The organism is Streptomyces glaucescens, assembly GCF_000761215.1.
GTDB lineage: Bacteria > Actinomycetota > Actinomycetes > Streptomycetales > Streptomycetaceae > Streptomyces > Streptomyces glaucescens_B.
The window spans coordinates 1,228,546-1,252,274 of the sequence record NZ_CP009438.1; the positions used below are offsets into that span (position 1 = coordinate 1,228,546).

Annotated in this window: 25 protein-coding genes; 12 read left to right on the forward strand and 13 right to left on the reverse strand. The window is 73.5% G+C overall.

All coding sequences use genetic code 11. From position 1 onward, the window contains the following. Positions 1 to 9: 9 nt before the first annotated feature. From SGLAU_RS05280 to fabG, 3 genes are all read right to left on the reverse strand, one after another. Positions 10 to 1,590, reverse strand: coding sequence for an ABC transporter substrate-binding protein (locus SGLAU_RS05280; RefSeq protein WP_043498787.1), 1,581 nt, complete (start codon positions 1,588 to 1,590; stop codon positions 10 to 12). A gap of 242 nt (positions 1,591 to 1,832) precedes the next feature. After that, the gene (locus SGLAU_RS05285; RefSeq protein ID WP_043498790.1) at positions 1,833 to 2,585 is read right to left on the reverse strand and encodes an SDR family oxidoreductase; all 753 of its coding nucleotides are present in this window, start codon (positions 2,583 to 2,585) and stop codon (positions 1,833 to 1,835) included. Between the two features lie 13 nt (positions 2,586 to 2,598). After that, a complete protein-coding gene (gene fabG, locus SGLAU_RS05290; RefSeq protein ID WP_043498792.1) occupies positions 2,599 to 3,360 on the reverse strand; it encodes a 3-oxoacyl-ACP reductase FabG in 762 nt (253 codons plus the stop codon). A gap of 228 nt (positions 3,361 to 3,588) precedes the next feature. On the opposite strand from fabG, the gene SGLAU_RS35865 reads away from it, so the two are divergent. Next, the gene (locus SGLAU_RS35865) at positions 3,589 to 4,170 is read left to right on the forward strand and encodes a hypothetical protein (RefSeq protein WP_043498795.1); all 582 of its coding nucleotides are present in this window, start codon (positions 3,589 to 3,591) and stop codon (positions 4,168 to 4,170) included. Between the two features lie 41 nt (positions 4,171 to 4,211). On the opposite strand, the gene SGLAU_RS05300 is transcribed toward SGLAU_RS35865, so the two are convergent. Together SGLAU_RS05300 and SGLAU_RS05305 are read right to left on the reverse strand one after the other, a co-directional pair. Then, positions 4,212 to 4,628 carry a DUF3037 domain-containing protein gene (locus SGLAU_RS05300; RefSeq protein WP_052413634.1) on the reverse strand — a complete coding sequence of 139 codons (417 nt, stop codon included), beginning with the start codon at positions 4,626 to 4,628 and terminating at the stop codon, positions 4,212 to 4,214. After that, positions 4,625 to 5,389, reverse strand: a complete 765-nt coding sequence (locus SGLAU_RS05305; RefSeq protein ID WP_043498798.1) for a HipA family kinase — start codon at positions 5,387 to 5,389, stop codon at positions 4,625 to 4,627. Before SGLAU_RS05305 ends, SGLAU_RS05300 begins: the two co-directional genes overlap by 4 nt. Positions 5,390 to 5,560: 171 nt before the next feature. Between SGLAU_RS05305 and SGLAU_RS05310 the strand changes: the two genes are divergently transcribed. Together SGLAU_RS05310 and SGLAU_RS05315 are read left to right on the forward strand one after the other, a co-directional pair. Next, positions 5,561 to 5,974: a Rieske (2Fe-2S) protein gene (locus tag SGLAU_RS05310; RefSeq protein ID WP_043498799.1), complete on the forward strand. Its 414-nt coding sequence runs from the start codon at positions 5,561 to 5,563 to the stop codon at positions 5,972 to 5,974. Positions 5,975 to 6,356: 382 nt separating this feature from the next. Continuing rightward, positions 6,357 to 6,845 carry a pyridoxamine 5'-phosphate oxidase family protein gene (locus SGLAU_RS05315; RefSeq protein ID WP_043498800.1) on the forward strand — a complete coding sequence of 163 codons (489 nt, stop codon included), beginning with the start codon at positions 6,357 to 6,359 and terminating at the stop codon, positions 6,843 to 6,845. Here the strand turns inward: SGLAU_RS05315 and SGLAU_RS05320 are convergent. Further along, entirely contained in the window at positions 6,787 to 7,740 is a 954-nt protein-coding gene (locus tag SGLAU_RS05320; RefSeq protein ID WP_052413635.1) for a LysR family transcriptional regulator, read from the reverse strand. The two genes, SGLAU_RS05315 and SGLAU_RS05320, sit on opposite strands and share 59 nt — an antisense overlap. Positions 7,741 to 7,837: 97 nt before the next feature. Between SGLAU_RS05320 and SGLAU_RS05325 the strand changes: the two genes are divergently transcribed. Next, positions 7,838 to 8,782 carry a DMT family transporter gene (locus SGLAU_RS05325; RefSeq protein ID WP_208868886.1) on the forward strand — a complete coding sequence of 315 codons (945 nt, stop codon included), beginning with the start codon at positions 7,838 to 7,840 and terminating at the stop codon, positions 8,780 to 8,782. Here the strand turns inward: SGLAU_RS05325 and SGLAU_RS05330 are convergent. Continuing rightward, complete coding sequence (locus tag SGLAU_RS05330; protein WP_043498804.1) at positions 8,773 to 10,104, reverse strand: aminotransferase class I/II-fold pyridoxal phosphate-dependent enzyme; 1,332 nt, start codon at positions 10,102 to 10,104, stop codon at positions 8,773 to 8,775. The two genes, SGLAU_RS05325 and SGLAU_RS05330, sit on opposite strands and share 10 nt — an antisense overlap. 35 nt (positions 10,105 to 10,139) lie before the next feature. On the opposite strand from SGLAU_RS05330, the gene SGLAU_RS05335 reads away from it, so the two are divergent. After that, entirely contained in the window at positions 10,140 to 10,823 is a 684-nt protein-coding gene (locus SGLAU_RS05335; RefSeq protein ID WP_043498806.1) for a pyridoxamine 5'-phosphate oxidase family protein, read from the forward strand. Between the two features lie 53 nt (positions 10,824 to 10,876). On the opposite strand, the gene SGLAU_RS05340 is transcribed toward SGLAU_RS05335, so the two are convergent. The 3 genes from SGLAU_RS05340 to SGLAU_RS05350 all read right to left on the reverse strand — a co-directional run bounded on the left by SGLAU_RS05340 (position 10,877) and on the right by SGLAU_RS05350 (position 13,376). Then, complete coding sequence (locus SGLAU_RS05340) at positions 10,877 to 11,881, reverse strand: EamA family transporter (RefSeq protein ID WP_043498808.1); 1,005 nt, start codon at positions 11,879 to 11,881, stop codon at positions 10,877 to 10,879. A 60-nt stretch (positions 11,882 to 11,941) separates the two neighbouring features. Continuing rightward, positions 11,942 to 12,556, reverse strand: a complete 615-nt coding sequence (locus SGLAU_RS05345; RefSeq protein ID WP_107408958.1) for a Clp protease N-terminal domain-containing protein — start codon at positions 12,554 to 12,556, stop codon at positions 11,942 to 11,944. 184 nt (positions 12,557 to 12,740) lie between these two features. Continuing rightward, positions 12,741 to 13,376, reverse strand: a complete 636-nt coding sequence (locus tag SGLAU_RS05350; RefSeq protein WP_043506316.1) for a PadR family transcriptional regulator — start codon at positions 13,374 to 13,376, stop codon at positions 12,741 to 12,743. 205 nt (positions 13,377 to 13,581) lie between these two features. Here SGLAU_RS05350 and SGLAU_RS05355 point away from each other — a divergent pair, with 205 nt between their 5' ends. Next, positions 13,582 to 14,391 carry a PhzF family phenazine biosynthesis protein gene (locus SGLAU_RS05355; protein ID WP_043498809.1) on the forward strand — a complete coding sequence of 270 codons (810 nt, stop codon included), beginning with the start codon at positions 13,582 to 13,584 and terminating at the stop codon, positions 14,389 to 14,391. Between the two features lie 51 nt (positions 14,392 to 14,442). On the opposite strand, the gene SGLAU_RS05360 is transcribed toward SGLAU_RS05355, so the two are convergent. After that, on the reverse strand, positions 14,443 to 15,243 hold the full coding sequence (locus SGLAU_RS05360) for a CPBP family intramembrane glutamic endopeptidase (protein ID WP_043498810.1): 801 nt from the start codon (positions 15,241 to 15,243) through the stop codon (positions 14,443 to 14,445). A 103-nt stretch (positions 15,244 to 15,346) separates the two neighbouring features. Continuing rightward, positions 15,347 to 16,864: a glutamate--cysteine ligase gene (locus SGLAU_RS05365; RefSeq protein WP_043498812.1), complete on the reverse strand. Its 1,518-nt coding sequence runs from the start codon at positions 16,862 to 16,864 to the stop codon at positions 15,347 to 15,349. Positions 16,865 to 17,446: 582 nt separating this feature from the next. Here SGLAU_RS05365 and SGLAU_RS05370 point away from each other — a divergent pair. Together SGLAU_RS05370 and SGLAU_RS05375 are read left to right on the forward strand one after the other, a co-directional pair. Further along, a complete protein-coding gene (locus SGLAU_RS05370) occupies positions 17,447 to 18,049 on the forward strand; it encodes a hypothetical protein (protein WP_043498814.1) in 603 nt (200 codons plus the stop codon). A gap of 281 nt (positions 18,050 to 18,330) precedes the next feature. Next, positions 18,331 to 18,537, forward strand: a complete 207-nt coding sequence (locus tag SGLAU_RS05375; RefSeq protein ID WP_043506317.1) for a DUF5999 family protein — start codon at positions 18,331 to 18,333, stop codon at positions 18,535 to 18,537. Positions 18,538 to 18,648: 111 nt separating this feature from the next. On the opposite strand, the gene SGLAU_RS05380 is transcribed toward SGLAU_RS05375, so the two are convergent. Further along, the gene (locus SGLAU_RS05380) at positions 18,649 to 20,160 is read right to left on the reverse strand and encodes a glycoside hydrolase family 43 protein (protein WP_063838865.1); all 1,512 of its coding nucleotides are present in this window, start codon (positions 20,158 to 20,160) and stop codon (positions 18,649 to 18,651) included. 157 nt (positions 20,161 to 20,317) lie between these two features. On the opposite strand from SGLAU_RS05380, the gene SGLAU_RS05385 reads away from it, so the two are divergent. The 4 genes from SGLAU_RS05385 (at position 20,318) to SGLAU_RS05400 (ending at position 23,692) form a co-directional block, all read left to right on the forward strand. Further along, entirely contained in the window at positions 20,318 to 20,713 is a 396-nt protein-coding gene (locus SGLAU_RS05385; RefSeq protein WP_208868887.1) for a TOBE domain-containing protein, read from the forward strand. A 212-nt stretch (positions 20,714 to 20,925) separates the two neighbouring features. After that, positions 20,926 to 21,732 (forward strand): molybdate ABC transporter substrate-binding protein, encoded by an 807-nt coding sequence (gene modA / locus SGLAU_RS05390; RefSeq protein WP_043498819.1) that lies wholly within the window; start codon positions 20,926 to 20,928, stop codon positions 21,730 to 21,732. After that, positions 21,729 to 22,556 (forward strand): molybdate ABC transporter permease subunit, encoded by an 828-nt coding sequence (gene modB / locus SGLAU_RS05395; RefSeq protein WP_052413636.1) that lies wholly within the window; start codon positions 21,729 to 21,731, stop codon positions 22,554 to 22,556. Before modA ends, modB begins: the two co-directional genes overlap by 4 nt. An 11-nt stretch (positions 22,557 to 22,567) precedes the next feature. Beyond that, positions 22,568 to 23,692 carry an ABC transporter ATP-binding protein gene (locus SGLAU_RS05400; protein ID WP_099052909.1) on the forward strand — a complete coding sequence of 375 codons (1,125 nt, stop codon included), beginning with the start codon at positions 22,568 to 22,570 and terminating at the stop codon, positions 23,690 to 23,692. The last annotated feature ends 37 nt before the right edge of the window (positions 23,693 to 23,729 follow it).

A 23,729-nucleotide genomic window follows, 5' to 3' on the forward strand; every position in this document is an offset into this window, starting at 1 on the left:
CGCCCGGCCTCACCAGCTCGTCTTGCGGCCCAGCTCCCACATCATCATGATCGTCGACGGGTCGAGGGCCCGCTCGCCGCCGGAGATCTCCTCGCTCGCCGCGATGAACTGCTTGCCCTGCCACAGCGGCAGCAGCCGCGCGTCGTTCACGAGGATCTGCTGGGCCTCCTCGAACTCCCGCTCCACCTGGGCGCGGTCGCTCTCCCGGCGGGAGCGGGGCAGCAGGTCCTGGGTGATCTCGGGCGCCGGGTACGGGGTGCCGAGGGCGTTCTCCTTGCCGACGAACGGCGCGATGTAGTTGTCGGCGTCGGGGAAGTCGGGGAACCAGCCGCGCCCGAAGACCGGGTACTCGCCCTTCTGGTAGCCCTCCACGTAGGTCTTCCAGGGCCGGCTCTTCAGAGTGATCTCGAACAGGCCGGACGCCTCGAGCTGCCGCTTCAGCTCCTTGAACAGGACGGCGGTCTCCGAGCCGTAGCGGTCGCTGGTGTACCAGAAGGTCAGCGGGACGGGCTCCGTGATGCCGGCCTCGGTGAGGATGGCGCGGGCCTTGCCGGCGTCGGGGTCGCCGTAGTCGTCGAAGAAGCCGGTGGTGTGCCCGTTGATGCCGTTGGGGACCATGGAGTACAGCGGGTCCACGGTGTCCTTGTAGATCTTGTGGGCGATGGTCGGCCGGTCCACGAGCTGCGCGACGGCCTTGCGCACGGCGGCCTTCCCGGCCCACTGGTCCCTGGGATTGAACACCAGGTAGCTGATGTCGATGCCGGCGCCCTCGACCAGTTGCAGGGTCTGGTCGGCGTCCTTGGTCTGCAGGTCGACGATGTCGTCGGCGGCGAGACCGCGGTAGGTGAGGTCGATCTCCTGCTTCTCCAGGGCCTCCACCATGGTGCCGGAGTCCTGGAAGTAGCGGATGGTCACCGCGTCGTTGCGGCGCTCGGCGTAGCCGTCGTAGTGGTCGTTGGTGACCAGCTCGGCCCGCTGGTTCTCCTCGTAGGACTGCAGTTTGTACGGCCCGGAACCGGTGACCTCGTTGCCCTCGCGCAGCGCGTCGGCCGGGTAGCTGCCGGGGTCGACGATGGACATGGCGGGGGTGGCGAGCACGAAGGGGAAGGTGGCGTCGGACGTCTTGAGGTGGAAGACGACCTCGCGATCGCCGCGCGCCTCCACCCGGTTCAGGCTGCCGAGCAGCCCCGCGGGACCCGAGGGCGCCTTGATCTTCAGGATGCGGTCGATCGAGTGCTTGACCGCCTTGGCGTCGAGCGGGCTGCCGTCGGAGAACTTCAGCCCCTTGCGCAGCTCGCACCGGTAGGTGCGGTTGGCGGTGTCGCTGAACTCGCAGCTCTTCGCGGCGTCCGGCTGCGGCGTCGTCGAGCCGCTGGGGTAGCTCAGCAGGGTCTGGTAGATGTTCCGGAACAGCTCCCAGGAGCCGTCCCAGGACGCGGCGGGATCCAGGGTGGTGGGCGCGCTGGTGGTCCCGACGACGATCGGGCTGTCGTCGGCCTCGCCGCTGTCGGAGAACAGGCCACAGCCCGCCACCAGGGATATGGAAGCGATCGCCGCCACTTGCCGCAGGCATCGGTTCCGGTTGAACACGCGCACGCTCCTCGATCTGCCATACCAAATGTCGGCAGACACTACCGCAGCAACACGCCGTGCGGACCGTCCTTGCGCGAGGTAGTTGATCACCTTTTCGATGACGACGTTGTCAGACCCCGGGGACCTGGCCGTACGTCGACACGGGCGCCGTTTCCGTCAACTTCGATCGCGTCACGTGCGGAGCACGAAACCATCTCGACGCGCAGCGACGGAGAACGGCGCCCATGGAACATCCGGCGTCAGGCGACGCCCGCGTTGAGGAAGATCCCGCCGTCCACCACCAGGGTCTGGCCGGTGACCCAGTCGGCCTGCTCGGAGGTGAGGAACGCGGCGGCGCCGCCGATGTCCGCCGGCACACCGAGCCGCTTCAGCGGGTAGGCCGCGGCCGCCTCCTCCTCGCGGCCCTCGTAGAGGGCCTGGGCGAACTTGGTCTTGACCACGGCCGGGGCGATCGCGTTGACCCGCACCTTGGGAGCGAACTCGTGTGCGAGCTGCACGGTCAGGTTGATCAGCGCGGCCTTGCTGACCCCGTACGCGCCGATGAAGGGCGAGGGCGCGAGGCCCGCGACGGAGGCGATGTTGACGATCGCGCCGCCGTTGGCCTTCTGCCAGGCGTGCCAGGTGCGCTGGGCGAAGCCGAGCGCCGAGACCACGTTGGTCTCGAACACCTTGCGGGCCACGTTCAGGTCGAGGTCCGCGATCGGCCCGAACACCGGGTTGGTCCCGGCGTTGTTGACCAGGTAGTCGACCCGGCCGAAGGCCTCCATGGTGCGTTCGACGGCGAGCGCCTGGTGGGCCTCGTCGTGGGCCTTGCCGGCCACCCCGATCGCCCGGTCGGCGCCGAGCTTCTCGACGGCCTCCTTGAGCGCGTCCTCGTTGCGGCCGGTGATGCAGACGCGGTCGCCGCGCGCGATGAGCGCCTCGGCGACGCCGTAGCCGATGCCGCGGCTGGCGCCCGTGACGAGCGCGACCTTGCCGGAGAGTTCAGTCATGGTGTGGTGATCCCTAGTCGAGCGGTCCGCCGGCGACGTACAGCACCTGGCCGGAGACGAAACCGGCCGCCTCGCCGGTGAAGAAGGCGATGGCGTTGGCGATGTCGTCCGGCTCGCCCACGCGCTGCACGGGGATCATCGAGGCGGCGGCGGCCTTGAAGTCCTCGAAGCCCATGCCGACGCGCTCGGCGGTGGCGGCGGTCATGTCGGTGGCGATGAAGCCGGGGGCGACGGCGTTGGCGGTGATGCCGAACTTGCCCAGCTCCTTGGCGAGGGTCTTGGTGAAGCCCTGCAGACCCGCCTTGGCGGCCGAGTAGTTGGCCTGGCCCCGGTTGCCGAGCGCGGAGGACGAGGAGAGGTTGACGATCCGGCCGAAGCCGGCGTCGACCATGTGCTTCTGGCATGCCTTCGACATCAGGAAGGCGCCGCGCAGGTGGACGTTCATGACGGTGTCCCAGTCGGAGACGCTCATCTTGAACAGCAGGTTGTCGCGGAGCACGCCCGCGTTGTTGACGAGGATGGTCGGCGCGCCCAGCTCCTCGGCGATCCGCGCGACGGCCGCCTCGACCTGTGCCTCGTCGGAGACGTCGCAGCCGACCGCGAGGGCCTTTCCGCCGGCCGCGGTGATCTTCTCGACGGTGTCCTTGCAGGCGGCCTCGTCGAGGTCGATCACGGCGACGGCCCGGCCCTCGGCCGCCAGTCGTACGGCGGTGGCGGCGCCGATGCCGCGCGCGGCGCCGGTGACGACCGCGACCCGCTGCTCAGTGGTGGACATTGCTGCTTCTCCTCGCCCTTGGGATGCGGCTCTCGCGGTACGCCCCTCCAGTGAGCGACCGCTTAGTACCTTCAGCAGACGTGACGCTAGAAGCCCTGGCACGCGGTGTCAACGCCCGATCGGGTGCGTGTGATCGATTACCTGAACGGCCTAGCGCTGCGCGCCGCCGCGGCACCCGGCGCCTAGCGTCGAGGGGCGAGCCATCCGTGGCCGGAAAGGAGGCGCCTCATGCGCCGTCGCACCGGTGCCGCAGGCGCGCTCTTCGCGATCATCGCGACAGTGCCGTCGGCCGGCCCCGCTCACGCACAGGATCTCGACTGCACCCACTTCGGTTACCAGGAGGACGCGCAGGCCGTCTTCGACGCGGACCGCAGCGATCCCCACCGCCTCGACGAGGACGAGGGCCCGGACGACGGCATCGCCTGTGAGGTGCTGCCCGTCCGTGGCGGTGACGGCGACGGCGACCGCGGTGACCTCACCTCCTCCACCTCCCGGCCCCGGCCGACCACGGCTCCGGCGGCCCCCGTGAGCCCCGCGCCGGTCGTCCCGGTGACCCCGGTCGTCCCGGTGACCCCGGTCGTCCCGGTGACCCCGGTCGCGCCGGTCACCCCGGCGGTCCCGGTGACCCCCGTGCCCCCGACGGCCCCCGGCACGGCCACCGCCACCGGCGCCCCGACGCGCGGTGTGCGCGGCGGTGTCGGCGGCGCGAGCGAGACCGGACCGGGCACCTGGGACCTCGCCCTCGGGGCCACGTTCGTCGCGGGCGCCGCGCTCGCCACCGGCTACGTCGTGCGCCGCCGCAGGCGCTGACCCGGCCTCGAGGGGGCGCCCCGCCCTCCGGCGGGTCCGGATCAGCGCACGAGCAGGTCGAGGAGCCGTTCCGTCTCGGCCGCCGGATCGGCGGTCAGCCCGGTGTGCACCGGGCCCGGCTGGACGATCGTCGAGCGGGGCGCGATCAGCCAGCGGAAGCGCCGCCCGGCGTCGTCGCCCGCCGCCTGTCCGGCCGCCTCGCCGCCGGCGCACACTCCCTCCACGGCCCGCAGCGCGGCCCGTACGCCGGCCACGTCGGCCCGCGGGTCCAGCGCCAGCAGCCGCGCCTCGTCCAGGTGGGTGCGGGCGCCGACGTACGCCTTGGCCCGGCAGTAGACGAGCACCCCCGCGTTGATGCACTCCCCGCGCTCGATCCGCGGGACCACCCGCAGCAGCGCGTACTCGAAGACGTCCCGGTCGCTGCGCCGGGCGCCCCTGATGATGTGGCGCTCGGTCACGAGGCACCCTCCGTCCCGGCGATGCGGTCGTGGACGACGGCGGCGCGGGCGAGCAGGGGCCGCGCGTACGCCCTTCTCAGGTCGTCCGGCGAGCCGAAGCCGGGCTCGTCCGCCAGCCAGGCGTCCGGGATCTCGGCGGTCACCTCGGCCAGCAGCTCCTCGGTGACCCGCGGCGCGAGGTCCGCGGCGGCGGCCCGGACGTCCGGCGCGAACGACCGCAGGGCATGGTCGGAGGCGTCGTACGGGCGGGACGCGGAGGCCTCGGCGGACGGCCAGTTGTGGTGCCAGATCATCGTGGCGCCGTGGTCGATCAGCCACAACTCGTCCCGCCACATCAGCAGGTTGGGGTTGCGCCACGACCGGTCCACGTTGTTGACCAGGGCGTCGAACCAGACGATCCGCCCGGCCTCCTCGGGGCTCACCGGGAAGGCGAGCGGGTCGAAACCGAGGGCGCCGGAGAGGAAATCCATGCCGAGGTTGGTGCCGCCGCTGGACTTCAGCAGCTCCTGCACCTGCTGGTCGGGCTCGCCCAGCCCGAGGTCCGGATCGAGGCCGACGGTGACCAGCCGGGGGGTGCGCAGGCCGAGGCGGCGGGCGAGTTCCCCGCAGACCACTTCCGCGACGAGGGTCTTGCGTCCCTGCCCGGCGCCGGTGAACTTGACGACGTAGGTCCCGAAGTCGTCGGCCTCGACGAGTCCCGGCAGCGAGCCGCCCTCACGCAGCGGCGTGATGTAGCGGGTCGCGGTGACTTCCTTGAGCATCGCCCCAGGTTACTGGGGCGCTGCGGGCGCCCGGCCGCGGCCTCGGACGGCCCGTGTTCCCGATCGGGTGAAGAACCGCGTGGCGGCTGAACCGAAGCGGCGCCGCGGCCGTACTGCTGGACGTCGCGGCGCAGGCCGACCGGACACGAAGTCAGCGGAAGGAACCACGAGATGCCCACGGAATCGCTTCACACCGGGACGGGCCCGGCCCGCCGTACCGTCATGGCGGCGGCCGGGGCGGCGGGGCTCGCCGTCGCCCTCGCCGGCTGCGGGTCGGACGACGACGGCGCCTCGTCCGGCACCGTGCTCGGACCGGTCTCCGAGGTCCCCGAGGGCGGCGGGAAGGTCTTCGCCGACGAGGGCGTCGTGGTCACCCAGCCGACGGCGGGCGAGTTCAAGGCGTTCTCGTCGAAGTGCACCCACCAGGGCTGCGCGGTGAAGGACGTCCGGGACGGGCTGATCATCTGCCCCTGCCACGACAGCCACTTCTCGGCCTCCGACGGCAGCGTCAAGAAGGGTCCGGCGACCAAGCCGCTGCCGGCCGCGCGGATCACCGTGGAGGACGACGAGATCCGGCTGGCGTGAGCGGAGCGCGGGCCGGGCGTCGACCACGGCGGCCGCGGACGCCGCCCCGGCCCGGCGCGCCGATCGGCGTGCCCGCCGGGAAGGACGGCGACGCACCCGACCCGCCGAGGCGCCCCCCCCGGCCCGGACCGGCATCCGGGCCCCGGTCACTGCCCGGCGCGGACGGGAGGGAACCGGCATGCCGAAATCCACCCCACCCCCGCCCGGCCCCGCCTGCGGACGGGCGGGAACCGGCATGCCGAGCCTCGCCCCCGACCCCCGCAGTCGGGAGAGGGTGCCGCCGGCGATCCGGGCCGCGCCGTCGGCTCGCTTGCCGTCGGCGGCGTGACGTCCCATGCTTGGCCGACCGCACGTCGGACGCCATGCCCCGGAGGGATGCCGCATGACCGCCGCTCAGCGCCGCGGCCGGAAGCTGATGATGACGCCCGGCGAGCTGGAGGAGTTCCTGGCCACGGAACGCGTCTGCCGCGTCGCGACCGTCTCGGCCGACGGCAGCCCGCACGTGAGCCCGCTCTGGTTCGTCTGGCACGGCGGTTCGCTGTGGCTGTACTCGCTCACCCGCAGCAGGCGCTGGGCCGGTCTGCGCCGTGACGCCCGCCTCGCCGTGGTGGTCGACGCCGGGCGGGAGTACGACGAGCTGCGCGGCGCCGAGCTGACCGGCACCGCCGCGTTCGTCGGCGAGGTCCCGCGCACCGGGCAGCCGCACGCCGCACTGGAACCGGTCGAGCGGCTCTTCGCGCGCAAGTACTTCGGCCTCGGAACCCTGCCGCACGACGGCCGCCACGCCTGGCTGCGGCTGACCCCCGACGCGGTCACGTCGTGGGACTTCCGGAAGCTGGGCTCGCCGCAGCCGCCTCCGGCTGCCCGGTGACGCTCTCCCCCGCCGCCCGCAGCGCCCGTACCGCCGCCCGGATCGACGGCCGCCGGTCGGCGTCCGCGCGCCACACGACGTAGACGTGCCGCCGCACCTGCTGCCGCAGCGGGACGGTGACCACGCCGGGCGGCACGGGATGGCGGCCCAGCAGCGGCACCACGCACACCCCGAGTCCGGCGGCGACCAGCCCGAGCTGGGTGTGGGTCTCGGCGGCCCGGTGGCCGAGGTTCGGCTCGATGCCCTTGGAGCGCAGGGTGAACACCAGCCACTCGTGGCAGAACTCCCCTTCGGCCCAGGTGATCCACTCGTCCTCGGCGAGCTCCGCGAGGTCCACCTCGTCGCGCCCGGCCAGGGGATGGCCGGCCGGCAGGGCGATGTCGGCCGGGTCGTCGAGGATCCCCGCCTTCACCAGGCCGTCGGGCAGCGGCATCGGCTTGTTGTACCAGTCGAGGACCACCGCGAGGTCGAGGTCGCCGCGCACCACGCCCTGGATCCCGCGCTCGGGCTCCAGTTCGCAGGAGCGCAGCCGCAGCCCGGGATGCTCGGCGCGCAGCGCGGCGAGCGCGGTGGGGAACAGGCCGCGCGCGGCGGTGGGGAACGCCGACAGGCGCAGCTCGCCCGCGACCCGGCCGCGCTGTGCCTCCAGGTCGGACTCGGCGAGCGAGACCTGCGACAGGATCCGCGCGGCGTGGTCGGCGAGCAGGCGTCCCGCGTCGGTGAGCCGGACGCCCCGCCCGTGCTTGGCCAGCAGTCGCTGCCCGACCTCGCGCTCCAGTTTGGCCAGTTGCTGGGAGACGGCCGAGGTGGTGATGTGCAGGCCCTCGGCCGCGCCGCTGACCGAGCCGTGCCGGGCGAGGGCGTCGAGGGTGCGCAGTCGGTCGAGGTTCAGCATGGGGTGATGCTACGGCCGCACGCTTAAGCAGCGCTACGAGATATCACGTGCGAAATCTCGATTGTGCTACGAGATCCGCTCCAGCATCGTTGCCCCCATGACCACCGTCGCCTCCGCCACCCGCACCCCGTCCGCCACTCCTCCCCGGCCGCGCCGCGCACTCGACTGGCGCGTCCGGTCCGCCGTGCTGTCGCTGATCTGGGGCTTCAGCTTCCTGCTCATCAAGGTGGGCACCGAAGGGTACGCGCCCTTCCAGGTCACGCTCGGGCGGCTGGTGTTCGGTACGGCGGTGCTGGCGGCGGCGATGGCGCTGAAGCGGGAACGGCTGCCGCGCGGCGCCCGCACCTGGGGGCATCTGACGGTCGCCGCCCTCCTGCTGAACGCGCTGCCGTTCTCGCTGTTCGCCTACGCCGAGCTGACCATCCCCTCCACTCTCGCCGGCATCTGCAACGCCACCTCGCCGCTGTGGGGCATGGCCCTGTCCCTGGTCGCGCTCTCCGAGGACCGGCCGACCCGGCTGCGCGTCGCCGGGCTCGGTCTGGGCTTCCTCGGCGTCCTCACGGTGCTCGGCGCCTGGCAGGGCTTCGCGGGACTGGACGCGGCCGGCACGGCGATGGCTCTGCTGGCCTCGCTGAGCTATCCGGTCGGCTGGATCTACGTCCGCCGCACCCTCGCCGGGTCCGCCCACTCGCACCTGTCCCTGACCGGCGCCCAGCTGCTGCTGGCCACCGGGCAACTGGCGGTCGTCACGCCGCTGTTCACCAGCATGCCGACCGAGTTCGCGGTCCTCCCCCTCCTCGCGGTCGCCGCGCTGGGCGCGCTCGGCACGGGATTCGCGGTGCTGCTCCAGTACGGCCTGGTCGCCGAGGTGGGGCCGACCACCGCCCAGATGGTCACGTACTTCATCCCGGTCATCGCCACCGCGGCGGGCGTCGCCCTCCTCGGCGAGTCCCTGGCCTGGTCCACCCCGGCCGGCGCGGTGATCGTGCTGGCGGGGGCGGCGCTGACGCAGGTACGGCCCCGGGCGTCGGCTCACACGTGACCGCGTGCCGCCGCCGGCCGCACCGCCGCCGCGATCGCGTCCGCCAGCGGTTCCGTCTCCGCCTCGGTCAGCGCGGAGACGGTGACCCGGATGCCGGGCGGCGCGCTGATCCGGAAGCGGGCGCCGGGGGCGACGGCCCAGCCCGCGTGCAGCAGCCGGGCGACGGCTCCGGTCTCGTCGGGCACCAGGATCCACACGTTCATCCCGCTGCGCCCGTGCGCGGTGACACCTCGGTCGGCCAGCGCCGCGACGAGCGCGTCCCGGCGCCGCCCGTAGGCCGCCGCGACGGCCCGCGCGTCCACCGCCCCGTCCGTCCACAGCCGGACCACGGCGCGCTGGACGATCCGGCTGACCCAGCCGGGTCCGAGCTGCTGCCGGCCGCGCACCCGGTCCACGGTCACCGGGTCGCCGGTGAGCACGGCGAGCCGCAGGTCGGGGCCGTAGGCCTTGGCGGCCGAACGCACCAGGGCCCAGTGGCGGGTGGTCCCGGCCAGGGGGTGCAGGGGCAGGTCGACGATCCGGTGCCCGTGGTCGTCCTCGACGAGCAGCGTCTCGGGGTGCTCCCGGAGCACGGACCGCAGGGCACGCGCGCGCGTGGCGGTCACCGCGGCGCCGGTGGGGTTCTGCGCCCGGTCGGTGACGACCAGGGCGCGGGCCCCGGCGGCGAGGGCGGCGCGGACGCCGTCGGGGAGCGGCCCGTCGTCGTCGACCCCGACGGGGACCGTCCGCAGGCCGAGCGCCGGGACGAGGTCGAGCAGGCCGCCCCAGCCGGGGTCCTCGACGGCGACCGCGTCTCCGGGCTTGAGGTGGGCGGCGAGGACCCGTTCGATCGCGTCGAGCGAGCCGGAGGTGACCGCGACGGGCCCGTCCGGCACTCCGTCCGCGTCGAGGTCGGCGCGGGTGATCCGGTCCAGCTCGGGTTCGACCGCCGCCTCGCCGTACAGCACCGGCTGCCGGTCGCCCTGTCCGGCCGCCGCCGCGAAGGCCGCCGCCAGCGGGGGCAGCAGGGCCGGATCGGGATTGCCCGCGGCGACGTCGCGCACCCCCTCCGGCACCTCCACCCGGATGTACTCGCGTCCGGTGGTGGCGGGCCTGGCGCGCACCCGGCTGCCCCGGCGGCCGTCGGTCTCGATGACCCCACGCTCGCGCAGGATGCGGTACGCGGCCGCGACCGTGTTCGGGTTCACGCCGAGCCGGGCAGCCAACTCCCGCATGGGCGGGAGCAGTTCGCCCGGTTCGAGGCGACCGCCCGCCACCGCCTCCTCCACGCTCGCCGAAATCTCCGCCGCACGCCGCCCACTGATCGGATATTCTCCTAGCACAAAGCCGATTATGCACTAGTGCAATGGAGAGCGCCATGCAGGGGACCGATCCGACCTCGTCGCAGCCAGCCGCCTACGCCCCGACCGACCGCACCGTCCCCACGCGCTCCGCGGACCGCGCCTCGTACGACAGGGAACTGGTGCACGCGATACTCGACGAGGGATACGTCTGCCACCTCGGCTTCGTCCGGGACGGCGCCCCCGTCGTGCTGCCGACGCTCTACGGCCGGGTGGGCGAGCGGCTCTACGTGCACGGCTCGACGGGTTCCCGCCCGCTGCGGATGACCGGCAAGGCCGGCCCGGGCCTGCCCGTCTGCCTCACGGTCACCCACGTCGACGCGCTCGTCCTGGCCCGCTCGGCCTTCCACCACTCCGTCAACTACCGCTCGGTGGTGGTGCACGGACTGGCCCACGACGTCACCGACCCCGAAGAGAAGCGCATCGCCCTGGACGCGCTGGTGGACCACGTCGTGCCCGGCCGCTCCGCCGACTCCCGCCCCGCCGACAAGAAGGAACTCGCCGCCACCGCCGTCATCCGGCTCGACCTGGACGAGGTCTCCGCCAAGCTGCGCACCGGCGGGGTGAATGACGAACCCGAGGACCTGGCCCTCCCGCACTGGGCCGGCCTCGTCCCCCTGCGCAAGGGCTACGGCACCCCCGTCCCCGACGCCGGCCTGGCCCCCGGCACCCGGGTCCCGGACTACCTCACGGCGCTCTGACTCCGGGCGGGTTCGGGCCCGCCCGGCCACGTGACGACGTGACGGCGGGTCCGTCAGGCGGTCGTGCCGCGCGCGGACAGCTCCCGCTCCGCGCCACCGCCCGCGACCGGCTCGGAGCCGTTTCCCGCGGGCGCCGAGGACTGCGCGATGAACGCGCCGACCAGCACCACGGCGCCGCCCGCGATCTGCGGCAGCGACAGGTGCTCGCCGAGCAGCACCCAGGCCAGCACGGTGGCGATCACCGCTTCCAGGCAGGCCACGACGCCGGCGACCTGCGGCGAGAGCCGGCGTACGGCGAGCACGCCGGTGACGTACGCCACGACCGTGGCGACGAGAACGATCCAGCCGAGCAGCAGCCAGGCCGCGACCGGGGTGCCGTCCATGCGCGCGGTGCCGGTGAGCACCGACCAGTCCATGTTCCAGGGCCGGGCCACGGCGGTCAGCACGGCGGCGCCGACCAGCAGGCCGTACGCGATCACGCCGAGCGGGTCGGGGGCGCCGTCACCGGAGTCGCTGCCCTGGTCGGAGAGGACGAAGTAGCCGACCTGGCAGCAGGCGGCGCCGAGCGCGAGCAGCAGGCCGAGCGCGTCGAAGCCGAGCCCCGACCACACCTCCACGACACAGGCGAGCCCGCCCACCGCGAGGACCACTCCGAGCGCGGCGGCCCGGGTCACCGGCCTCCGCTGCACGAACCGCACCCAGCCGAGCACGAGCGCGGGCGCCAGGTACTCGACGAGCAGCGCCACGCCGACGGGGATGCGGGAGATCGCGGCGAAGTAGCAGGCCTGCACACCGGCGACGGCGAGCAGCCCGAACCCGGCGAGCAGCGCGGGACGGCGGCGCAGCAGCGCGCGGTGCCGCACGGCGAGCGGCGACATCACCAGGGCGGCCCCGGCGACCCGCAGCCACACCACGTGCAGCGGGTCGAGCCCGGCTTCGATCAGCGGTTTGGCCGCGACCCCCGAACCGCCGAACGCGACGGCCGACGCGAGCGCGAGACCGAGCCCGAAGCCCTTCCCGCGGCTGCCCTTGATGGTTTCCGACGTATGCACCGGCACATGATGACAGGGGACGACATGAGCGTCACCCCTGATGACACCTGTCTCACCGGCTGGACCTCAGCGCCCCGTCCCGCTCCCCGCGGCGTAGCCGCCCGAAGGGTGCGAGGACGGCGGGCGACGCGCGTGCCGTGGGGGCTCCTGCCGCGGCCGGGCGCCGGCCTCCGGACCGTCGATCCGCGCGCGCAGCCCGGCCACGTCGATCCCGGCCCGGCCCAGCACCTCGACCGCCCGCGACTCGGCGGCCGCGACGATCCCGGCGAGCAGATCCGTCCCGCGCGCCCGGGCCTCCCCGCGCCGCCCGGCCCGCGCACGGGCGTACGACAGCGCGGCCGCGGCCACCGGTGAACAGCCCTCGGCCGCGGACACCGCGGGGGCGCCGGAGTCCTCGACGCTGCCCTGCCAGCGCAGGCCGTAGCCGATGCTGCGCTGCACCAGGTACCCGAGCAGTCGGGCGAGCCGCGGTCCGCCGTCGAGGACCGCCCGGACCTCGGGGTCGTGCTCCAGCAGCGAGTGGAGCAGGTGGGCGGTGTCGATCTGCCGGTCCCCGTCCCGCACGGCCCGGCGGCGGGCGGCGGCGAGCACCGGTGCCGGCCCGGTGCAGGGCTCGGCATCGTCGTCCACGCGACGGGCGGCGCGGTCGCGGACCGGCGGCCGGGGGATGGGAGGGTACACATCCCCACCCCATCAGCCCGCGGGGAACAGGGCATCCCCGCCGAGACGCATCTTCACGTCCCGCACCGAGCGGACGCACCCGGCCGGGATCTCCTCCTCAGGGAGGAGATGAGGTCGTAGGTGCCGTCGAGGCGCGCGCCGCCCTGCCCGCCCCCCGCGAGGACCGGTCTCCACCCTGGGGGGGTCAGTCCTCGTCGGCGAGGATCAGATACAGCTTCTTGCGGGCGTCGTTGATGACCCCGAGCGCCTTCTCGCGCTGTTCGGCGGTGCCGGTCTTCCAGACCTGGCCGAAGGCCTCCATCAGGCCGAACCCGGCCTGGCGGATGTCGTTCAGCGCCTCCCAGTCGACCCCGCGCGAGGCCTCCTCCCAGGGGGCGTCCGGGCCTTCCCCGGCCGCCGTGCGGCCCGCCTCGGTGAGCGCGAAGAGCTTCTTGCCGCCCTCGCTCTCGCTGGAGATCAGCCCCTCGTCCTCCAGCAGCTGGAGGGTGGGGTAGACCGAGCCGGGGCTGGGCTTCCAGGCCCCGCCGCTGCGCTCGGCGATCTCCTGGATCATCTCGTAGCCGTGCATCGGCCGGTCCCTCAGCAGGGCCAGGATCGAGGCCCGCACATCGCCCCGCCGTGCCCTGCCGCGCGGTCCGCCGCGCCCGCGCGGGCCCCAGGGCCCGCCGCCGAAACCGTGCCCGCCGAAGCCGGGGCCGCCCGGCCCGAAGGGACCGAAGGCGGCGCGCCGGCCTTCGAAGCCCCCGCCGGCGCCACCGGACTGACCCCGGCCGGGCCGGCCGGAACCACCGTGTCCACGCTCGAATCCGTGGGAACGCATGACGATCACTCCATCTCCACTGTCGATCATCCGTGCAGTCATTGAACTGTCGCGTATCGTTCGCGATGCTTCAACGATATATCGGGAACGAGGTCGCGACAAGCCCTCTCCCCCGGGTTTCCCGCGGCCCGGCGCACGGAAAATGGGGCCAGGACTCGCGAATTGGCCGTGGCCTGCGGCTTTGCCGGGCCCCTAGCGTCCAGGCATGCGGATTCGAATCGTCGACGCCTTCACCGACCGGCCCTTCGCCGGCAACCCGGCCGGGGTCCTGCTCCTCGACGCCTTCCCGGACGACACCTGGCTCCAGAACGTGGCCATGGAGGTCAACCACGCCGAGACCGCCTTCGCCCACCGGCTGCCCGGGGGCGGCGAGGCCGACTGGGCGCTGCGCTGGTTCACCCCCGTCGCCGAGGTCGACATGTGCGGCCACGCCACCCTCGCCACCGCCCACGTCCTGCGCAGCACCGGCGCCCACGAGGGCCCCGTGCGGTTCGCCACCCGCAGCGGCGTCCTCATCGCAACGCCCCGGGAGGACGGTTCGATCACCCTGGACTTCCCCACCGCCCCGCTCACCCGCGTCGACGTCCCGCACGGGGTCGCGGGCGCCCTGGGCGCGGTGCCGAGCACGGTCTACGACACCGGCCCCCACGTCGGCGACCTGCTGCTGGAACTCGCCGACGAGAAGACGGTCCACGCTCTGGCACCGGACCACAAGGCGCTCGCCGCGTTCTCCCGGCGCGGCATCATCGCCACCGCCCGCGCCGAGGACCCGGCCCGCGGGTACGACTTCGTCTCGCGCTGCTTCTTCCCGAACGTCGGCATCGACGAGGACCCGGTGACCGGCAGCGCCCACACCGCGCTCGCGCCGTTCTGGTCCGAGCGCCTCGGCCGCACCGCCCTCACCGGCCTCCAGGCCTCCCCGCGCTCCGGACGCGTCCAGGTCGAACTGCGCGGCGACCGCACGCTGCTGAGCGGCAACGCGGTGACGGTGATCGAGGGGGAACTGCGCGCGTGAGCACGTCAGGAGGGGCCGTACGACACCCTCGTACGGCCCCTCCTGACGTGCTCACGCGGTCGGCAGCCAGCCGACCTTGCCCGCCAGCAGCGCGTAGCCCACGAACGCCCCGATGTCGAGCAGCGAGTGCGCCACCACGAGCGGCCCCACCCGTCCCCAGCGGCGGTAGAGGTGGACGAAGACCACGCCCATCACCAGGTTGCCGATGAAGCCGCCGATCCCCTGATAGAGGTGGTACGAGCCGCGCAGCACCGAACTGGCCATCAACGCGCTGCCGGGCGACCAGCCGAGCTGGCCGAGCCGGCGCAGCAGGTAGCCGACGACGATGACCTCCTCCACCACGGCGTTCTGCAGCGCCGAGAGGATCAGCACGGGGAACTTCCACCACACGTCGGGCAGCGCCTCGGGCACCACGGTGAGGTTGAAGCCGAGGCCGCGGGCGGCGAGGTAGAAGGCGATGCCGGTGCTGCCGATCACCGCGGCGAGGGCGGCCCCGCGACCCAGGTCGGGCCAGGGCCGGGAACGGTCGAAGCCGAGGGTGCGCAGGCTCTGCCGCTCACGCATCAGGAAGTGGGCGACGAGAGCGACCGGCACCAGCGCCGTCGTGATCCCGAAGAGCTGCCAGGCCAGGTCGAGCCAGGGGCGGCCCGGCGCCGCCGAGGCGTTCAGCGTGGCGGCCTGGTCCTTCAGCCCGCCCGGCCTGGTGACCGAGCCGACGAAGCTGATCAGAGCCGAGACGCCGCTGGCACCCAGCGAGAGCGCCAGCACCAGCACCGTCTCGTCCCGCAGCACCCGCCGTCCGGGCCGCTCCTCCGACGAGGACCCAGCCACCGCACCCGCCTCGCCGCGCACCCTGCCTCCCACCGCCTCACGACAGATCCGGGACAGAGCTTACGAACTGGGTCCGCCGCGAGGCCCCGCGCCCCCGGACGGCGGGTGCGGCCGTGCCCTCACCTCACGCCGTCCCCACCTTCTCCGGAACCCCCACCGGCCACAGGTGCACCGGCTCGTCCGTGCGCATCAGCTCCGCGTACCGCCGCGTCGTCGCGGCCAGCGCCGCGTCCCTGGACAGCCCGGCCTCCAGCGCCCGGTGGAACGTCTCGACCTGCCAGGACGCCCCGTTCACCCGTCGCCGGCAGCGCTCGTCGATGACCCCGAGGTAGAAGTCCCGGTCCGCCGCCTCCACGCCCCAGGCGTCGAGCCCCGCCTCGGCCAGCGGCAGCAGTTCGTCGCGGACCAGGGTCACGGCGTCCGTCTCGGCGAGCCCGCCGTGCCGGCCGCGCCGCGGCCAGACCAGCCGTGCGTCGATGCCGTACCGGCAGGCCGCGTCGAAGTTGGCGGACGCCGTCTCGAACGGCATCCGGGTCCACACGGGCCGCGGTTCCTCGGCCAGCGCCCGGACCAGTCCGTAGTAAAAGACCGCGTTGGCGACGACGTCCGTCACCGTGGGCCCGGCCGGCAGCACCCGGTTCTCCACCCGCAGATGCGGAACCCCGTCGGCGACGTCGTACACCGGCCGGTTCCAGCGGTAGACGGTGCCGTTGTGCAGCACCAGCTCGCCGAGCCTGGGCACCTCGCCCGCGTCGAGGGCGGCCAGCGGGTCCTCGTCGTCACAGATCGGCAGCAGGGCCGGGAAGTACCGCAGGTTCTCCTCGAACAGGTCGTACGCCGAGGAGATCCACCGCTCCCCGAACCAGGTCCGCGGGCGCACGCCCTGCGCCTGGAGCTCGGGCGGCCGGGTGTCCGTGGACTGCTGGAACAGCGGCGGCCTGGACTCGCGCCACAGTTCGCGGCCGAACAGGAAGGGCGAGTTCGCCCCTACGGCGATCTGCGCGGCCGACGCCGCCTGCGCCGCGTTCCACACGTCGGCGAACCGGCCCGGCGTGACCTGGAGGTGCAACTGCACGGAGGTGCAGGCGGCCTCGGGCGTGATGGACCGGGCGGTGCAGACGAGGTGCTCCACACCTTCGATGTCGAGGGTGAAGTCCTCACCGCGCGCGGCCACGATCTGATCGTTGAGCAGCGTGTAACGGTCGACGTCGGAGAGGTTGGAGGAGACCAGGTCGTCACGCTCCAGCGTCGGCAGAATACCGATCATCACGATTCCCGCGTCGACCTCTTCGGCCTTCCGGTGAGCATATGCCAGCGAGGTGCGGAGTTCTTCGGCAAGTCGGTCGAATACCCGCCCGCCCAGCGGGTGCGGGGTTATGTTGACCTCCAGGTTGAACATGGCGAGTTCTGTCTGGAAATCACGACTGGCGATCCTTTCGAGAACTTGACCGTTCAGCATTCTCGGCATGCCGTCGGCGCCCGCGAGATTCAGCTCGATCTCCAGGCCCATGAGATTCTTCGGCCGGTCGAACCGCTTCTCCTCCAGGAGTCGCTCCAGGCCCTTCAGGCACTTCTGGAGCTTGTCGCGGTAGCGCTGCCGATCGGACAGGTCGAACGCGCCTGCCACGACCTTCTCCCCCATCGAAGCGTCCCTCCTTCGGTGGGCGGGCCGGGCGGTCCGGCAACCGCCGATGTGCGGGTCAGGGTGGATGATGCCCAGCCGTTGCGATCCATAACGTCCCCGGCCTGCGCCTCGGACGGCTACTCTGGTCACTCCGGCCCAGGATGATCGGCGGCACATTCCCCGGGCATGACGCCGGAAGCATTTTCCGCGCCGGTGTCCACTCGTGAAAAACGCCGACAAGAAACAGCCGACCGCGGCCTGCGCAGGGTGCGAGGTCAGCGGCGTGCGGTTGACCTGGAATCGGGAGGATTCCGCGCGTATCATTGACCTCCCACCGGCTCAATTACTTCTTGCCGGGGTGCCCCGAATCAGCTAGCCGAAACACCGGGTGAACATCTGTCGTATAAACTCCGCGCACAAGGCAGAGAAGGTTGGCGCCCGGTCGCCGGTGCCTGCCGTCGGCACTCACGGCAAGCCCTCACCCACCACGCCCTCCGGGCACAGACCCCGGCCCCCGCCTCTCTGACCTCGTGAGCTGACAGCGTCGTCCGCCCCAGCCCCCTCGCGTCACCGTGCCTGTCGAATGAGAGGCGACCCACCATGCCGCTGCATGTCCCCCAGGCCCCCGCGCCCGCACTTCGCTCCGTCCTCACGGCACTCGGTTCCCCCACCGCCGTCCGCGAGGCCCGAACTCCCTCACTGCTCACCGCCCAGGGGCCCGTCACCCCCGAGCTGCCGCTGCCGGTGCACGTCCTCGACAGCGTCGGCGACCGGGGCGTTCCCGCCACCCGGCTCGCCGGCTGGCGCTTCCTGATCCGCTCCGGCGACCGCGCCGTGGCCGCGGCCGAGACCAGACTGACCCCGGACGGCTGGGCGTTCTCGCACTTCTTCGAGGGGCCGTACATCCGGTCCACCGAACTGGCGCTGCAGCAGGCCGAGACACTCACCCAGCCCTACCAGCCACGGCTGCTGTCCGTGCCGAGCCTGTACATGCTCACCCTCTGGCTGCACGGCGACTGCGCCGCCGACGGGGCGACGGGCACGCCGGCGGCCACCGATCTGCTGGTGCCGCTGGCGCCCGCCCCGCCCGGCATCGCCGCCAGCCGCCCGCACCGCGTGGCCGAGCTGCTGCCGGTGCTGACCCTCCGGGCGGCTCCGGCGGCGCCGACGCCCCCGACACCACTGCTCGGCTCGCCGGCCTGAGGACCGGCCCCCGCGCACCCCGTGCCCCGCCGCGGAATCCCGTGGCGGGGCACGTCCGTTCGGGCACCCCCCGGCCGGACTAGCCCCTTCCGGCCATCCGAAACCACCCAAAGGGACAGTGCAGTTGGGATGAACCGTCCGCGTGGGTGACGCGTCATGAACCAGTGAGAAGCGGTGCTGTGAAATCCCTGCGGATCGACGCCCGTGGGGCAACACTGGGGTTCCGACCGACTTATCCGACGGGGGCGGCAATGAAGAAGACCGAGCGAGAGATCCCGACCATGTGCCAGCACCAGCCACCGTGCCCGACCGCCGACTCCGCCGACCGGGAATCCGCCCGTCTCGTGGCGCACCACCCGGAACAGGGATGGAGCCTGCTGTGCAACGGCGTCGTGCTCTTCGAGGACACCGGTGAGCTCCTGCCGGACGGCCAGATCATCGCCCCGCACCGTCCGCTGGACACCCGCCACGTGATGACGGCCGCCTGAGCACCGCCGTACGGAGGGGCCGGTCCACGGACCGGCCCCGCTGCGTGTCCGCCGCCGGCCGGGCCGCGGGCCCGTGTCGAACCCCCCGTCGCGCGGCACGTACGCGAACCCTCACGTGCGCGGCACGTACTCGAACCAGTCGAACGACGCCCGCCCCTCGGTGACGTACATGCCGATCACCCGGCCGGTGAACCCGCCGGCGACCTCCGTGGACAGGTACCGGCCGTCCAGTTCCGCGAGTCGCACGGGGCCCTCCGGACCCTCTGCCGAGAACGCCAGCGTGTCCGGCCCGCCGGCCCTGAGCCCGGGCGTCTCCTCGCCGGGCCGCACGGTCGTCGGCGGGCGGACGCCGGTGGTCCGGATGTCGACGGCGAGGACCACCGGCCCGGCGGGCAGCGGACGCTCGGCGACGCGCCGGCGCACCGGCCCGATCCGGGCGATCACACTCACCGTCCCCTCGGCGACCTCGATGTCGTAGTGATGCGCCTCGTCCATCCGGACCGACAGCCCGGCCCGTCCCTCCGCCGGGTCCAGCCGCACCGAGGCCCGGCAGTCGTGGTGCTGCTGCCGCCGGCCGACGAAGGTGTGGCCGGGCCGGTCCAGGCTGTCGCCGGTGGCGGTCAGCGTCAGCCGGCCCGGGCGCTCGCTCAGTGACCAGGAGCCCGCGGGGCGGCCGTGCGGGGAGATCCAGTGGGGGGCGAGGACCGGGCCGTCGAAGTCGTCCCGCGCCGGGTCCGCCGGCTGGGGGTGGCAGGCGGCGGGCGCCGGATGCCGTTCCCGGACCGGTCCGACCCGGGGCCAGCCGTCGGCCCACTCGACCGGCGCCAGGAACGTCTCCCGGCCCAGGACGTGGTACTCCGGGAAGAAGCCGCGCGGCCGGGTGCCCAGCAGCACCATCCACCACGTGCCGTCCGCCGCCTCCACCAGGTCGGCGTGCCCGGTGCACTGGACCGGCTCCCGGCTGCCGCTGTGGGTGAGGACCGGATTCTGCGGGGCCGGCTCGTACGGCCCGAGCGGGCTGCGGGCACGGGCGACGGAGACGGAGTGGCCCCGCGCGGTGCCGCCCTCGGCCACCAGCAGGTACCACCAGTCGCCCACCCGGTACAGGTGCGGGCCCTCCGGGTCCCGCTTCCCCGACCCGGACCACACGGGCACCGGTCCGTCCAGCACCTTCCCCGTGGCCGGATCGACACGGGCGAGGCCGACGCCGGCCACGGCGACCCAGCAGGTGCCGTCGTCGTCCCAGGCGAGGTCGGGGTCGATGCCGGGCAGGTCGATCCACACCGGATCGGACCAGGGGCCCTCCGGGCGGTCGCTGGTGACGAGGAAGTTGCCCCCGCCGCCGACGTTGGTGGTGATCACGTGGAACCGCCCGTCGTGGTGGCGGATCGTGGGGGCGTAGATCCCGCCCGACGCCGGGACCCCGTGCGGCAGGGGGAGCTGTTCGGCCCGGTCGAGCACGTTGCCGATCCGGCGCCAGTGCACGAGGTCGCGGCTGTGGAAGAGCGGTATGCCGGGGAAATACTCGAAGCTGGAACAGACCAGGTAGTAGTCCTCGCCGACCCGGCACACACTGGGGTCGGGGTGGAAGCCGGGGAGGACGGGATTGTCGTAGGTCCGCATGGGAGTCCTTCGGGTGAGCCTCTGGGGAGCCCTTCGTGGGTCATCCCGAACCTGCGGCAGCACCGACTCCGGTAAACCCCCCGTGGGAAACCCCTTTCTGCCGAGGGCGCGGCGCACCGCGTCCGCGTACTCCCCGGCCGGCCCTATCGTGACGGGCATGCACTCCTACACGATCGGTCAGGCCGCACGACTGCTCGGCGTCAGCCCCGACACCGCACGCCGCTGGGCGGACGCGGGACGGATGGCGACCCACCGCGACGAGACCGGACGCCGGCTCATCGACGGCAGGGACCTGGCCGCGTTCTCGGTCGAGCTCGCCAGGGCCGGGAACGCCGAGGAGGAAGCCCCGTACACCTCCGCCCGCAACGCCTTTCCCGGCATCGTCACCGCGATCAAGCTCGGCGACGTCGCGGCCCAGGTCGAGATCCAGGCGGGCCCGCACCGGCTGGTCTCCCTGCTCACCCGGGAGGCCGTGGAGGAGCTGGGCCTCGAGGTGGGGATGGAGGCCACGGCACGGGTGAAGTCGACGAATGTCCATATCGACCGCAACTGACGGCCCGGATCACCTCCCATGGACGCACATGCATGCCTCCAAGAGCTAGCGAGCTGGCTCATGCGATGCTTCAGCAGACCTACGGCTCGCATCTGCGCCACAATGACCGGCGTGGCGGAACGCCGTCACCGCGTGTGATGCCCGTGGGCGAGGACGCCAGACGCCCCGCGGACGAGCGCGTGAGACGCCGTGGACGACGAAGAGAGTGGCCCGTGAACACCCGTACCCCCGCCCGCCGGATACTGCGCACCATCGGCGCCGGCGCCGCGGCGCTGCTCGCCCTGAGCGCCTGCTCGTCCTCCTCCGGTGACACCACCACCGGCACCTCGGGGCCGCCGGAGCTCTCCGGCACGGTCACCGTCTTCGCCGCCGCCTCCCTCAAGGAGGGTTTCGAGGAACTGGGCGCGCGGTTCGAGCGCCGGCACCCGGGCACCGAGGTGACCTTCAACTTCGGCGGCAGCGACAGCCTCGCCGCGGGCATCGTCAACGGCGCCCCCGCCGATGTCTTCGCCGCCGCGAGCCCGCGGACCATGGCCGTGGTCACCGACCGGGACGGCACGGCCGGCCCACCGGTCACCTTCGTCCGCAACCAGCTCCAGATCGCCACCCTGCCGGGCAACCCGCACCGGATCTCCTCCCTCGAGGACCTCACCGGGCCGGACCTGAAGGTCGTGCTGTGCGACGAGGAGGTGCCCTGTGGCGCGGCCGCCCGCAAGGCACTCGACGCGGCCGGACTCGAGCTCGAGCCGGTGTCGTACGAACAGGACGTCAAGGGCGCCCTGACCAAGGTGGAGCTGAAGGAGGCGGACGCCGCCGTCGTGTACCGGACGGACGTGCGGGCCGCGGGTGACAAGGTGGAGGGCGTGGACTTCCCCGAGTCGGCCGACGCCGTCAACGAGTACCCGATCGCCCTGCTCGAGGACGCCCCCCACGCCCGGGCCGGAAAGGCGTTCATCGCCCTGGTCCGGTCCGCCGAGGGCCGGAAGGTGCTGACCGGCGCCGGGTTCCTCGAGCCGTGAGGGGCGAACGCCGGGTGGCCCGGCCGCCGCGGCGCCCGAAGGGCTCCCGCGGGGCGCCGCTGCCCCTGCTGCTCCCCGCGGTCCTCGGGCTCGCCTTCCTGCTGGTGCCGCTGATCGCCCTCCTCCTGCGCGCCCCGTGGCGCGGTCTGCCGGAGCAGCTCACCGGTCCCGGGGTGTGGGAGGCGCTGCGGCTGTCCCTGATCTGCGCCACGGCCGCGACCGGGCTCAGCCTGGTCCTCGGCGTCCCGCTGGCCTGGCTGCTGGCCCGCACCGAGTTCCCCGGGCGCGGGCTGGTGCGCGCACTGGTGACCCTGCCGCTCGTCCTGCCGCCGGTGGTGGGCGGTGTCGCGCTGCTGCTCGCCCTCGGCCGCAACGGCGTCGTCGGGCGCTGGCTGGACGCCTGGTTCGGCATCACGCTGCCGTTCACCACCGCGGGCGTCGTGCTCGCGGAGACGTTCGTCGCGATGCCGTTCCTCGTCATCAGCGTGGAGGGCACGCTGCGCGCCGCCGACCCGCGCTACGAGGAGGCCGCCACCACCCTCGGTGCCTCCCGCTTCACCGCCTTCCGCCGGGTCACCCTGCCGCTGATCGGCCCCGGCATCGCGGCGGGCGCCGTCCTGGCCTGGGCCCGCGCGCTGGGCGAGTTCGGCGCGACAATCACCTTCGCGGGCAACTTCCCCGGCCGCACCCAGACCATGCCGCTCGCCGTCTACCTGGCCCTGCAGAACGACCCGGCCGCCGCGATCGCCCTCAGCCTGGTCCTGCTGGCCGTCTCGATCGCGGTCCTGGCGGGGCTGCGCGACCGCTGGATGAGAGCCACATGACGGAGAGCCGCATGACAGGGAACGACACCTCCGCGGACCACGCTCCCCCGGGCGGCGCCCCCGCGCCCGGCACGCCCGGCGCGGCGCCCGCGCCACGCGAGGGCCTGGACGCCCGCCTGATCGTCGAGCGCGGAACCTTCCGCCTGGACATCGCCCTGCGCGCCGCCCCCGGCGAGGTCGTCGCCCTCCTCGGCCCGAACGGCGCCGGCAAGACCACCGCGCTGCGCGCCCTCGCCGGGCTGACCCCGCTCACCGGCGGGCACCTCCGGCTGGACGGCGCCGAGCTGGACCGTACGCCCCCCGAGTCCCGCCCGGTCGGGGTCGTCTTCCAGGACTACCTGCTCTTCCCCCACCTGACCGCCCTGGACAATGTGGCCTTCGGCCCGCGCTGCCAGGGGGCGAGCAAGACGGAGGCCCGCGCCCGGGCGGCCGGCTGGCTGGACCGCATGGGTCTCACCGCCCACGCGGGCGCCAAGCCGCGCCGCCTGTCCGGCGGCCAGGCCCAGCGCGTCGCCCTCGCCCGCGCCCTGGCCACCCGCCCCCGGCTGCTGCTGCTGGACGAGCCGCTGGCCGCCCTGGACGCCCGCACCCGCCTGGAGGTGCGCGCCCGGCTGCGCCACCACCTGGCCGACTTCGAGGCCGTGGCCGTCCTGGTGACGCACGACCCGCTCGACGCCATGGTGCTGGCCGACCGGCTGGTGGTCGTCGAGCACGGGGAGGTCGTCCAGGAGGGCACACCCGCCGAGATCGCCCGCCGCCCGCGCACCGACTACGTCGCCCGGCTCGTCGGCCTGAACCTCTACAAGGGGCACGCCGAGGGCCACACGGTCCGCCTCGACGCGGGCCCGGCCCTCACCACCACCGAGGACCTCGCCGGACCCGTCTTCGTGGCGTTCCCGCCGGGTGCGGTCACCCTGCACCGCGAGCGTCCGGCCGGCTCCAGCGCCCGCAACCTCTGGCGCTGCTCGGTCACCGGTCTGGAGACCCACGGCGACCAGATCCGCGCCGCACTCACCGGTGAGCTCTCCCTCGCCGCGGACCTCACCACGGTGGCCGCCGCCGAGCTGGACCTGCACCCCGGCGCGGAGGTCTGGGCGGCGGTCAAGGCGGCCCAGACGCACGCCTACCCCGCCTGATCCGCCGCCGGCACGCGCGAGGGCCCCGCTCCGGGCC

Coding starts and splice junctions, on each gene's coding strand:
- SGLAU_RS05370 (WP_043498814.1), top strand. CDS start 17,447: ATGCCGCTGCATGTCCCCCAGGCCCCCGCGCCCGCACTTCGCTCCGTC.
- SGLAU_RS05325 (WP_208868886.1), top strand. CDS start 7,838: ATGACCACCGTCGCCTCCGCCACCCGCACCCCGTCCGCCACTCCTCCC.
- SGLAU_RS05320 (WP_052413635.1), bottom strand. CDS start 7,740: ATGCTGAACCTCGACCGACTGCGCACCCTCGACGCCCTCGCCCGGCAC.
- fabG (WP_043498792.1), bottom strand. CDS start 3,360: ATGTCCACCACTGAGCAGCGGGTCGCGGTCGTCACCGGCGCCGCGCGC.
- SGLAU_RS05400 (WP_099052909.1), top strand. CDS start 22,568: ATGACAGGGAACGACACCTCCGCGGACCACGCTCCCCCGGGCGGCGCC.
- SGLAU_RS05315 (WP_043498800.1), top strand. CDS start 6,357: ATGACCGCCGCTCAGCGCCGCGGCCGGAAGCTGATGATGACGCCCGGC.
- SGLAU_RS05385 (WP_208868887.1), top strand. CDS start 20,318: ATGCACTCCTACACGATCGGTCAGGCCGCACGACTGCTCGGCGTCAGC.
- SGLAU_RS05380 (WP_063838865.1), bottom strand. CDS start 20,160: ATGCGGACCTACGACAATCCCGTCCTCCCCGGCTTCCACCCCGACCCC.
- SGLAU_RS05350 (WP_043506316.1), bottom strand. CDS start 13,376: ATGCGTTCCCACGGATTCGAGCGTGGACACGGTGGTTCCGGCCGGCCC.
- SGLAU_RS05355 (WP_043498809.1), top strand. CDS start 13,582: ATGCGGATTCGAATCGTCGACGCCTTCACCGACCGGCCCTTCGCCGGC.
- SGLAU_RS05365 (WP_043498812.1), bottom strand. CDS start 16,864: ATGGGGGAGAAGGTCGTGGCAGGCGCGTTCGACCTGTCCGATCGGCAG.
- SGLAU_RS05310 (WP_043498799.1), top strand. CDS start 5,561: ATGCCCACGGAATCGCTTCACACCGGGACGGGCCCGGCCCGCCGTACC.
- SGLAU_RS05285 (WP_043498790.1), bottom strand. CDS start 2,585: ATGACTGAACTCTCCGGCAAGGTCGCGCTCGTCACGGGCGCCAGCCGC.
- SGLAU_RS05305 (WP_043498798.1), bottom strand. CDS start 5,389: ATGCTCAAGGAAGTCACCGCGACCCGCTACATCACGCCGCTGCGTGAG.
- SGLAU_RS05375 (WP_043506317.1), top strand. CDS start 18,331: ATGTGCCAGCACCAGCCACCGTGCCCGACCGCCGACTCCGCCGACCGG.
- SGLAU_RS35865 (WP_043498795.1), top strand. CDS start 3,589: ATGCGCCGTCGCACCGGTGCCGCAGGCGCGCTCTTCGCGATCATCGCG.
- SGLAU_RS05335 (WP_043498806.1), top strand. CDS start 10,140: ATGCAGGGGACCGATCCGACCTCGTCGCAGCCAGCCGCCTACGCCCCG.